The organism is Sphingosinicella sp. SM1-17, assembly GCF_056821765.1.
This window is the reverse complement of the sequence record NZ_JBPDIO010000001.1, coordinates 3,337,669-3,348,682: the sequence shown is the minus strand read 5'-3', so window position 1 is coordinate 3,348,682 and position 11,014 is coordinate 3,337,669. Positions and strand designations below refer to the sequence as shown.

Genomic DNA, 11,014 nt, shown 5'->3' with positions numbered 1-11,014 from the left:
GCATTCAGGCGGGAGGCACAGATGGCCACCATCAACGATGGTGAACTGAATCTCTTTGTGGACGGTGCGGGCGAGGAGGGGCTGCGTCGGGGCCTGATCGCTGCTCGCCAGGCGCTGGCGGCGAGCGGCTTTTCGGCCACTGAGGCCTTTCAGGGCCATTGCGAGCGCGACAGGGCAGCGATGAATGGGCGGCTTGGATCGCTCGAGCTTCGCCGACGTGAAGCCGCACTGGCACTAGATGACGCACTCGAAGCCGCGGTTCGGGCAGCCCGGCCCGAAGCGCCGCCTTTCACCGTCTATGCCGCCCTGACCCTCCAGGAGGTTGTCGAAGGAACGCAGCGGTTTTTCAAGGAAATGGACCCTGGACATGTCCAGGTCGCGGGTCCTCACCTGATCATTCCGCCAATAACCTTGGTGAGTTGATCAGGCGCCCTGGAGGCTCTCGTTGCCTGTCGGTTCGTCGCGGCAGAAGCGGTCAGTGAATGCGGCGTCCGGCAGCATGCGGGCGCCATGAAGTCGACGCTGCCCGGCATCGCGCGAAGTGGTGGCGGACTGCCGGCTCGCTGAAGTCACTGGATCCCAAGCTGCCGCCGCCAGGTGGGATCCAGCAGGTCATGTTCCTCGGAATGCTGTTTGATGTAGGCGGCGAAGAAGGGGCAGATCGGTATCACCCGCAGGCCGCGCTCGCGCGCGGCTGCAAGACCCGCCCGGATCAGCGCCGTTCCCACTCCTTTGCCTTCATGTTCCGGAGGCACCTCGGTGTGAGTGAACATGATGAGGCCGTTCGGCAGGGTATATTCAGCGACGGCAAGCACGCCGCCAAGATCGACTTCGAAGCGGTGCCGTTCAGGATTGTCCACGACGGTCCATCCGGCCTGGGAGGGAGATACTTGATCCATTCTGTCCGTCTACACGAGCCCGCCGCCGGAGGCGTAGAAAAAGCGGAAGGGGGGCTATTCGGGAGCGTTTGATGATCGTGCCTCGAACCGGGTGGCAGCCTCGGTCGAGGAAGGGCTTCGCGTTCGATCGTGCCCCATGGGGAGAAGGTCGGCATGCCAACCCCGTTTGAAGCTGGCCTACCCGGCACCATCTGGAGTGGCGGAGGGGGGAGAGACGGAGATTGCCCATGCCCGCTCTCGACCGGCTGCTGGATCCGATTGCACGTCTGATGGAACCGCCCCGGGGGCTGGAATATGAGTTCACGCAACCTCCAGGCGAGGAGGCTCTGGTTCCGCCGGACTCGCTGTCCTGGCGGATTTTCAAGAATCCCGTCACTCTTTTCATCGGCGGCGTGACCGCCGTCATCCTCGAACTGGCTGAGCCCTCGGTTCGCTCCGGCGTATGGGATCATAGCTCGTTCCGCACCGATCCCGTCATGCGGCTACGGCGAACGGGTGCCGCGGCGATGATGACGGTCTATGGTCCCAGAAGTGTCGCTCAGGAGATGATCGCGCGAGTTTCCAGGCTGCATGGCAAGATCCGGGGAGTCAGAGCGGACGGGGTTGCTTATCGGGCCGACGACCCTCGGCTGCTCGACTGGGTACAGGCCACCGCGTCTTTCGGTTTCATCGAAGCTTATTTCCGTTATGCGAGCACTCTGTCCGAGGCGGAGAAGAGCCGGGCCTTTGCGGAGGCGCAGCCTGCTGCTCGACTCTACGGTGCTCATCACGCCCCCCGCTCACTGGGCGAATGGCAGGCCATGCTTCGTGAATTCACGGCGGTGCTCGAGACTTCGGATGTCATCTTCGAGTTTCTCGATCTGATGAAGAAGGCGCCGATCGTTCCCGGACTCCGGCCGGTTCAGCGACTGCTCGTCGCGGCGGCTGTCGAACTCGTTCCCCCCGAGCTGCGAAAGCGGCTTCGGCTGGAGGGGAAGGGGCTCGGCCGCCTGCAGGCGTTCGCGGTGAGCGGCATGGCATGGATTGCCGACCGGCTGCCGATCAGTGCCGCTCCTCCTGCACAGGCTTGCGTCCGGCTGGGCCGGTCGCCCAATTCTCTCTACAGTCCGATCCGGCAAGCCCGGCGATCTGGCTGATCGAGTCCAATCACAAGCCCGGTGGCTCATCAGCCTATCCGTTTTCACGAGAGCATTTAGAGCCTTGCGACCGCCCGGGTCAGTCGGGGCGCGGATCGTCGACGTGGACCTTCCCGACATGGACCTCGGGATCAACGACAAGGGTAATCCGACGTCGATCTGAAGGGCGACGTCGACGTCGACGCACTGGCCAACAGCGATCGTTGAGATGTGATCGGGGAGGCCGCCGCACCTCCCCAAGGATGATCCTCAAATCCGCTCTTCGCCGTTCCCGATCGAAGCCAAAGGCTCGGCGACTCGCCAACTCCTTCGTCTCGAAACCTGGGCTTCATCGGCTGGCGAGCTGGGATTCGCCATCCTGCCAGCCGCCGCCAAGGGCTCGGAAGAGGTCGACCTGAGCAGCAACGAGCCTCGAATCGGATTCCGCCAGGGCGGCTTCGGCTTCGGCCAGGGTGCGCTCGGCGTCTAGCAAGGATAGCGAGTCGGCGCGACCCTCGCGCAGCCGAACCCGTTCAAGCTCGGCGGCGGCACGGGCCGCGTCCCGAGCCGCGTTGAGAGCCGAGCGCCGCTCAAGCTCGTGCCGATAGGCGGACAAGGCCGTCTCGGTCTCCTGCAGCGCCACCAGCACGACCCCGTCGAACCGGGCAAGTGCGGCCTCTGCCGACGCTTCTGCCGCCTGGATGCGCGCGCGAATGGCCTCCTGGTTCGGGAAGGACCAGTCGATGAGCGGCCCGACCAGAAACCCGAGCGCGCCGCCGGTGAAAAGATTGCCCAGCGACGACGATGCCGATCCGACCGATCCGCCGAGCGTGATCCGCGGATACAGGTCGGCCGTGGCAACACCAATCCGCGCCGTCTCCGCAGCCAGCCGGCGTTCGGCCTCCCGAACGTCCGGGCGCCGCGCCAGCAGCGCCCGGCCGTCCCCGACGGGAATCTCTCGATCGAGTTGAAGGACAGTCCGGCGCGCACCCGCCGATGGGGGCAGGTCGGCGGGTGCGCGGCCGGTGAGCGCGGCGAGGCGGAAAAGGGCCCCGTCGCGCTCGGCCCGAAGCGGAGGCAGTGCAGCTCGCTGCTGCTCGCGCAGGGACGTGACGCGGGCGACATCGAGACGCGAGGCACGGCCGGCTTCGAAGCGTCTGGTGGTGAGGTGGAGGCTGCGCTCGATCAAAGCGAGGCTGTGTTCGGCAACATCGAGGCGCGCCGCCGCGGCGGCCGAGTCGGCATAGGCGCGCGCCGTTTCGGCTGCGACGGCAACTCGGACCGCGTCGCGTACCGCCGCCGCCGCGCCGGCATCGGCGCGGCTCGCCTCGACCGAACGGCTGACCCGCCCGAACAGGTCGAGTTCGTAGGCGACTCCGAGCCCCGCATCGAAGCTCCAGTCCTCGCGGTCAGCCCCGGGACGCGCTTGCTCCTCCGGAGTGCGGCCGTAGGCAGCCCCAGATTCGATGGAGGTTTGCGGGGTTCGCCCGGCGCGAGCTTCCCGCAACAGCGCTCGGGCGCGGGCGAGATTGGCTGTCGCCACCCGAACATCGCTGTTGTGGACGAACGCATCCTCGATCAGCCCGTCGAGGACCGGGTCCTGGTACAGCCGCCACCAGCCTTGTTCAGGCTCTTCCATTACGAAGGCGGGATGATCGGCGCCGAGGAATGGGCCGGCAGCGGCAGATGGCGGCGTCGGCGGGCGGTGGTCGGGTCCGACCGTACAGCCGGCGAGGGCGGTCAGCAGGGCAGCCACATGAAGGAGGCGCAACTTCATTTCTTGTTTCCTCATTCCGCAGGCTGGAGAGTCGGTCCGCCGCGCCTGGTGCGCCACGCCAGCCGCTCTCCCAGCGCCCGACAGGCGACGTAGAAGGTCGGCGTGAACACCAGTCCGAAGAAGGTGACTCCGATCATTCCGAAGAAAACGGCGGTGCCGAGCGCCTGGCGCAGTTCCGATCCCGCGCCGGTGGCGAACACCAAGGGCATCACGCCCAGGATGAAGGCGAGGCTGGTCATCAGGATCGGCCGAAGCCGCCGTTGCGCGGCTTCGACCGCCGCCTCGATGGCCGTAAGGCCGCGTTCTTCGGCCTGCTTGGCAAATTCCACGATCAGGATCGCGTTCTTCGCCGCGAGACCGATCAGGACGATGAGTCCGATCTGGGTAAGGATATTGTTGTCCATCCCTCTCAAGTTCACACCGACCATGGCCGCGAGCAGGGTCATCGGCACGATCAGGATCACCGACAGCGGCAGCATCAGGCTTTCGAACTGTGCCGCCAGCACCAGGAAGACGAAGATCACGGCGGCAGCGAAGACCAGGATAGCGATGTTGCCGGCCGCCTTCTGCTGGAAGGCGATGTCGGTCCATTCATAGGTGAAACCCGGAGGCAGATCCTGCGCCAGTCGCTCCATCGTGGCCAGCGACTGGCCGGTGGAGAAGCCTGGGCTGGTTTCGCCGTCCACTTCGACGGCCGGATAGAGATTGTAGCGCACCACCCGGAAAGGCCCGGTCCGGTCCTGGAAGGTGGCGACGGCGCCGATCGGCACCATCTGGCCTGAATTGGACCGGGTCTCGAGCCGGCCGATGTCCGAAAGGTCGTCGCGGTGGGTCGCTTCGGCCTGTGCGGTCACCCTGAAGGTACGGCCGAGCAGGTTGAAATCATTCACATAGGCGGAGCCCAGGTAGACCTGGAGCGCCTCGAAGATCCGGGTTGGCGGTACGCCGAGCATGTCTGCCTTCACTCGATCCACGTCAGCATAGATTCGCGGAGTCGCGGTGTTGAAGAGCGTGAATACCTGAGTGAGTCCTCGCTCCTGTTGGGCAGCGGCGATGAGACCTGCGGCAGCCTGTTCCAGCGCCCGAGGGCCTTGGCCGTTGCGGTCCTGGATCATCATCCGATAGCCGCCGCCGGTGCCGATACCCTGGATGATCGGTGGCGGAAGAACGAACACCATCGCTTCGTCGACATCGGCCACGGCGGCCCGCATGTCGGCCATGATTGCCGCCTCGCTGCGCCCGGTGGCGGCACGCTCGGCATAGGGCCTGAACGTGACGAAGCTGGCGGCGGCATTGGGAGCGGCGGTGAAGGTGGCACCGTCGAAGCCGGCAAAGCTCACCGCATCCTCAATTCCCGGTACCTGGAGCAACCGCTCAGTGACTCGCCGCATCACTTCGTCGGTCCGCTCGATCGAGGAGCCGGGCGGGAGCTGGAAGGCCGCCACCGCATAGCTCTGGTCCTGAGCAGGGATGAAGCCGGCCGGGGTCGCCCAGAACAGCGCGACCGTGGCGGCAATCAGTGCACCATAGGTTGCAAGGGTCTTTCCCGCATTGCGCAGCGTCAGGCGCGTAAAGTCGCCATACCAGCGGCTCAGGCGATCGAACCCGCTGTTGAAGCGTTGGCCGCCAATCGCGAGATAGCGCTTCCAGCCGCGCTCCGGCACGCCTTCGGCGCGAGGCTTGAGCAGCAGCGCCGCAAGCGCCGGCGACAGGCTGAGGGACACGAGCAGCGAAATCAAGGTCGCAGCCGAGATCGTCACCGCAAACTGCCGATAGAATTCGCCGGTGATGCCGGTGAGAAAGACCGTCGGAATGAAGACGGCGCAGAGCACCAGCACGATCGACACCAGAGCGACCGATACCTCATCCATGGAGCGATGGGCCGCTTCGCGCGGCGAGAGTCCCTGCTCGAGATTGCGCTCCACATTCTCCACCACGACGATCGCATCGTCGACGACGATCCCGATCGACAGGAGCAGTCCGAAGAGCGACAGGGTATTGAGCGAATAGCCCAGCGCCGCCAGCACGGCGAACGCGCCGACGAGCGATACGGGAATGGCTACCAGCGGGATGATCGCCGCTCGCCAGCTTTGAAGAAAGATCAGGATGACGAGCACCACCAGAAGCAAGGCCTCGATGAAGGTCTTCTGGACGGCCTCGATGGATTCGCTGATGAACTCGGTCGGATTCCAGACGATCCGATATTCAAGCCCTGGCGGAAAATCGGCCGAGGCTGCCTCAAGTTCGCTTATCACCCCTTCGGCGGCCGCAAGCGCGTTGGTGCCCGGGCGCTGAACGATGCCGAAGATCAGGGATTCCCGGTTCGAAAGATAGGCGTTCATCCCATAGTCTTCTGCGCCCAGCTCGACTCGTGCGACGTCGGAGAGCCGTGTCGTCCGGCCCTGTTCGTCGGTTCTGACGATGACGTTGGCGAACTCCTGCGGAGTGTCGAACCGCCCTTGGGTCTCGACGTTCAGCTGCCAGGCCGCTCCGCTGTTCGACGGTGGCTGTCCGACCGTTCCGGCGGCCACCTGGACGTTCTGTGACCGAAGGGCCGAGACGATGTCGCCGGCGGTGAGGGTGTGAGCGGAAGCCCGCTCCGGATCGATCCAGACCCGCATCGCATAATCGCGCGCGCCGAATACCTGGACCTCGCCGACGCCTTCCACCCGGGACAACCGGTCCTTGAGCTGGGTCAGCGCGTAGTTCGAGACATAGCCGCGGTCGAGCGAGCCGTCCGGCGAGAGGACGTTCACCGCCAGCAGCCAGGAGGGCAGGGCCTTGCGGACGACCACTCCGGTGCGTCGTACTTCCTCGGGCAGGCGCGGTTCGGCGAGGGCGACCCGATTCTGGACGAGCACCTGGGCCGTGTCGAGATCGGTGCCGAGACGGAAGGTGACGGTAATGGTCAGCTGACCGTTACCCGTGGACTGGCTCGACATGTAGAGCATGTTGTCGACGCCGTTGATCTCCTGCTCGAGAGGCGCGGCGACCGTGTCGGCGACGGTTTCGGCGGAGGCGCCGGGATAGCTGGCACTGACCGTGACCGTCGGCGGAACGACATCCGGATATTGCGCGATTGCCAGTCCGAAATAGGAGAAGGCCCCCACCAGGGTGATCACGATCGCGATCACCCCGGCAAAGATCGGCCGGCGGATGAAGAGATGGCTGAAGCGCATGGGCGTTCCTTGTCTCAGTTCGCCAGGGTGGCCTGGGAGGACGGCGGTGCGGAATAGGAAGCGGAAGCGGGCTGCGCCGGGGCATCAGCGGAGATCCGGGTCAAGCGAACGCCCACCTGGCTTCCGGGGCGGGCGAACTGGACGCCTTCGACAACCACCCGGTCGTTCGGGCGAAGTCCGGATCTAATCGCGCGAAGAGTGCCCAGCCGCGGACCGATTTCGACGGGTCGAACCGCGACCGTTCCGTTGGCCTCGACGACGAGGACGATCTTTCGGGCCTGGTCGGTCTGGACGGCGGCGTCGGGGATCAGCAGCGCCGGCCGCGGAGTACCGGAGCCCAGGCGCATGCTGCCGAACATTCCCGGCTTCAGGAAATGGTCGGGATTGGCGACGACGGCGCGGCCACGCAATGTGCCTGAGCCTGGGTCGATGCTGTTGTCGGTGAAGTCCACGCGACCGCGCCAGCTATAACCCGTTTCGTCCTGGAGCCGGATTTCGGCGTGAGTCGGTTGGGCGTCACCCTCCCGCCGCTGACGCTGAGCGCGCAGCGCCAGCGCTTCGGAAGCGTCGAAGCTGAAATGGATCGGATCGAGCGCGAGCACCGTCGTCAGCAGCGACTGGTTGGCGGCAACGAGATTGCCGATGTCGATGCGCCGGTCCGAAACTCGGCCGCTTAAGGGTGCTCGGACGCGGGTGAACTCGAGCTCGAGCGCTCGCTGCTGAACCATCGCCTGCGCCGCAGCGACCTCGGCAGTCCTCGATCGAACCGCGGCCTGAAGCGTGTCCACCTCCTCCTGCGGCACCGCCTCGTCGGCGATCAGTCGCGACGCCCGGGCATAATCCGTGCGGGCCAGCGCCAGCGCGGACTGCGCTGAGGCAAGCCGGGCCCGCGCCTCAGCCAGAGCGGCAAGAAACGGGCGCTGGTCGATGGTGAAGAGCAACTGGCCGCGCCGAACGATTTCCCCGTCGCGAAAGTGAATGCCGACCAGCTGTCCCGAAACACGCGGGCGAATTTCCACCGACTGGCTGGCTTCGAAGCGCCCGGTAAAGTCGTCCCATTCGGCGATGTTCCTGACGAGGGGTGCCGCAACGGTCACCGTCGGTGGCGGAGGCGCGTCCGCTTGAGCTTCGCCGCCGCCGAGGAAACGCATGCCGGCGGCGATTGCGACTGCTACGAAGCCGAGGACAAGGATAGCGCGACGAACGGCGAAGCGACGACCGTTCATCACGGCAGTGGCCGCCGCCTCGCCGTCCAGGGGAACGGGCTTCTGGTCCTTGGGAAAGATGTGGAACATGACGTTTCCTCAGCGGGCCGAGAGAGCGGCTCGGCGCTGGAGCGCACGCGCCTGGAGATTGGTGAAACCGGAGGCGATGAATCGGCTTGCCTCCTCCGCGGGTACGCGTCCGTTCGTCAGCCGGGCGAGCAGGGCGAAGCGGCGAAGCGCCTCCAGGCGCGGATCGGCGAGCGGGGCCGGGGGGGCGATTCCGAACCACCGCTCGAAGAATCGGGTGAAGCGTGTCGGCGGGCCAAGGCTGGCGACCGGGTCAGCCTCGGCGAGCCGGATGACGCTCACTTCGAGCGGCGTGAATTGTGCCGCAACCATGTCCCCGTCCGACTCGGTGCGGGCCGCTTCAAACGCGTCGGCTCCTCCGAAAGTGCGGTATGCCATTGATTTCCTCCTTGAAATCGGTCATTAGGAGGCCAGTTAGAATGTTACTGACCGGTACGTCCTTGGCGTGATACGTACCGTTCAGTTACATTTCGTCAAGGGTGAATGGAAAAGATTTTGAGTTCGAGGAGCCGAGAAAGCCTGTCCCGATGCCGGGATTCCTGCGGAGCGCCGCGGAAGAACGCGGCGGGGCGGATCTTCGAGGTGGCCCGCCAGCTCTTCTACCAGCGCGGAGTTCGGGCGGTTGGCGTGGACGAGATCGTCTGTCAGGCCGGAGTGACGAAGCCGAGCCTTTACCGCGCCTTCGAATCAAAAGATGAACTCGTCGCGGCTTGCCTGGAAAGTTACGCCGACGAGGGTAAGGCAGCGCTCGAGAACCGGCTCGAGGCGGTCGGCGAAGATCCGCTGGCCCAGCTACGCGCGATCATCGCCCATTATGCCGAGCAGATGAGCCTTCCGGGCTTTCGTGGGTGTCCGATGTCCAACACGGCGGTCGAATTTCCGGAGGACGGACATCCCGGCCGGGAAGTCGTCCACTCCTGCAAGGCGGATGTGCGCGAACGCATGCTGCAACTGGCTCGGCGCCTTGCGGTCGACGATCCCGAGGCGCTTGCCGACGGGCTGCTGCTGTTGGTCGAAGGCGCCTATTCCACCCATCACGTATTTGGCTCTCAAGGACCGGCCAGTGCGCTCGTCCGCTCCGCGGACCGACTGATCGAGGCGCATCTCAAGCCCGCTCCCTAAAGGTCGTCTTCGATCGACCGTTGCGAATGTTCGCGACCGAGCATAGCGTTCAATTGAGTCCGCCCGCCCTTACGGAAGCGACGATTTACGCGCTCCGGATCTTGCGGGTTGCGGCTGAGGCGCGGGGTTGTTGAGCCGCCAGGGGGAGAGAACACATGCCCGTTCGGATGCGGTGGATGGCGCTGATTGCGGCGGGCCTCGCCTTGTTGAGTGCTCCCGCGGCGGCGCAGTCCTCGGGATGGTCGCCTGAACTCTGGCTGGAGGACCTTGCCCAGATCCGGAGCGCGCTCGAAACCAAATATGCCAATCTGGAATGGCTCGTCACCGAGCGCGAAGTCGACCTCGATACGCTCTTCGATCGCGCCGAGAGCGCATTGCGCAGTGCCCGAAGCGATACCGAGGCGCGTGTGCTGCTCGACCGGCTGATGCAGCGGATCGGCGACGGTCATGTCAGCTTGAGCTGGCCTCGACCTCAGGGGGCGAGCAGTGCGGCCGCCGCAACAGGTTCACAGGCATCTCCTCCGAGTCCAGAGCGGCTCTGCCGGTCGATCGGCTATGCGTCGCCGGCCTCGCCAGGGATCGTCCCTGCAATCCGCGGCTACACGCCCATCGCCGAAGGCGACCTGCTGCCGGCCGGCACTGCAACGCTCGGCGGAACCCGGCTGGGCTTTCTCCGGATCGGGATTTTCATGCCGCAAGGCAGCCCCTCGCTATGTCCAGCCGCTGTCGCAGCCCTGAACATTCCCGTGGATCAGCCGTGCGACGACGAATGCCAGAACCGGATCATCACTCACGCCTACCGAGCGCTTGGCCAGGCGATGATCGACAGGCTCGAGACGCTGCGCTCGGCCGGGGCCGAGGTGCTGGTGGTCGACATCACCGGCAATGGCGGCGGATCCGAGTGGTCGGAGGTTGCCGCCAGGATGATGAGCCGGCGCACCCTTCAGTCGGCCCGCCTGGCGGTGGTACGCGGCGAGCATTGGGCCCGCATCTGGGGCCAGACCGCGGATCGGCTTCGCGGCTTCGCGAGCGCCGCTTCCGCGCCCGATCGGGAACGACTTCTCGGCTGGGCGGCCGAAGCCGACACGATCAGGGCCGAAGCGGAACGACGCTGCCCGCCCCGGGACTCGGCCTGCCCCTGGCTGGTCCAGGCCGGATATGCGACGGGACTGGTCGGCCAGCTTCCGGCGGGCGCATTGGAAGGACGGGAATGGGCCGTTCACGTCTTCAATCCGGCCCAGCATCATTATCGCGACGGCGTGTGGGATGGACCGGTGATTGTTCTCACCGACCAGGAGACCTGGTCGGCGGCCGAGCAGTTCGCCGCTCTTCTGCAAGACAACAGGGCCGCGCTGATCGTTGGGGCACGAACTGGCGGGTCGGGCTGCGGGTACAGCTGGGGCGGAACTCCGACGAGGCTGGATCGAAGCGGCGCGACCCTGCGGCTTCCGGATTGCGCGCGCTTGCGCGCTGACGGATCGAACGAGGTCCGCGGGGTACTCCCCGATGTCCCCATAAACTGGCGCGCGAACGACGGCCGGGCATTTCGGGCACGTCTTCTCGAAGCAGTTCTCCCCGAGGCCGTCGAGCGGGCGCGCTCGCTGGCGCAGGACCGGCCCTAGCACCGCCT

The 11,014-nt window shown here is 65.7% G+C and carries 9 protein-coding genes; 4 read left to right on the top strand and 5 right to left on the bottom strand.

The genetic code is table 11. The annotated features are described in order from the left end of the window. Positions 1-21 precede the first annotated feature (21 nt). Positions 22-423 carry a hypothetical protein gene (locus ACRYLT_RS16730; RefSeq protein WP_482665215.1) on the top strand — a complete coding sequence of 134 codons (402 nt, stop codon included), beginning with the start codon at positions 22-24 and terminating at the stop codon, positions 421-423. 146 nt (positions 424-569) lie between these two features. Here ACRYLT_RS16730 and ACRYLT_RS16725 read toward each other — a convergent pair whose 3' ends face one another. Further along, on the bottom strand, positions 570-899 hold the full coding sequence (locus ACRYLT_RS16725; protein WP_482665214.1) for a GNAT family N-acetyltransferase: 330 nt from the start codon (positions 897-899) through the stop codon (positions 570-572). A gap of 227 nt (positions 900-1,126) precedes the next feature. Between ACRYLT_RS16725 and ACRYLT_RS16720 the strand changes: the two genes are divergently transcribed. Next, positions 1,127-2,035: an oxygenase MpaB family protein gene (locus ACRYLT_RS16720; RefSeq protein ID WP_482665213.1), complete on the top strand. Its 909-nt coding sequence runs from the start codon at positions 1,127-1,129 to the stop codon at positions 2,033-2,035. Between the two features lie 328 nt (positions 2,036-2,363). Here the strand turns inward: ACRYLT_RS16720 and ACRYLT_RS16715 are convergent, their stop codons facing one another. From ACRYLT_RS16715 to ACRYLT_RS16700, 4 genes are read right to left on the bottom strand one after another with little or no spacing between them, the layout of a single operon-like run. Further along, complete coding sequence (locus ACRYLT_RS16715) at positions 2,364-3,791, bottom strand: efflux transporter outer membrane subunit (RefSeq protein WP_482665212.1); 1,428 nt, start codon at positions 3,789-3,791, stop codon at positions 2,364-2,366. 11 nt (positions 3,792-3,802) lie between these two features. Beyond that, positions 3,803-6,970: an efflux RND transporter permease subunit gene (locus tag ACRYLT_RS16710; RefSeq protein ID WP_482665211.1), complete on the bottom strand. Its 3,168-nt coding sequence runs from the start codon at positions 6,968-6,970 to the stop codon at positions 3,803-3,805. Between the two features lie 14 nt (positions 6,971-6,984). After that, entirely contained in the window at positions 6,985-8,265 is a 1,281-nt protein-coding gene (locus tag ACRYLT_RS16705) for an efflux RND transporter periplasmic adaptor subunit (protein ID WP_482665210.1), read from the bottom strand. Between the two features lie 9 nt (positions 8,266-8,274). Beyond that, entirely contained in the window at positions 8,275-8,640 is a 366-nt protein-coding gene (locus tag ACRYLT_RS16700; RefSeq protein WP_482665209.1) for a hypothetical protein, read from the bottom strand. Positions 8,641-8,844: 204 nt separating this feature from the next. On the opposite strand from ACRYLT_RS16700, the gene ACRYLT_RS16695 reads away from it, so the two are divergent. Both ACRYLT_RS16695 and ACRYLT_RS16690 read left to right on the top strand, forming a co-directional pair. Then, positions 8,845-9,384 carry a TetR/AcrR family transcriptional regulator gene (locus ACRYLT_RS16695; protein WP_482665208.1) on the top strand — a complete coding sequence of 180 codons (540 nt, stop codon included), beginning with the start codon at positions 8,845-8,847 and terminating at the stop codon, positions 9,382-9,384. Between the two features lie 155 nt (positions 9,385-9,539). Beyond that, positions 9,540-11,006: a S41 family peptidase gene (locus tag ACRYLT_RS16690; RefSeq protein WP_482665207.1), complete on the top strand. Its 1,467-nt coding sequence runs from the start codon at positions 9,540-9,542 to the stop codon at positions 11,004-11,006. Positions 11,007-11,014 lie beyond the last annotated feature (8 nt).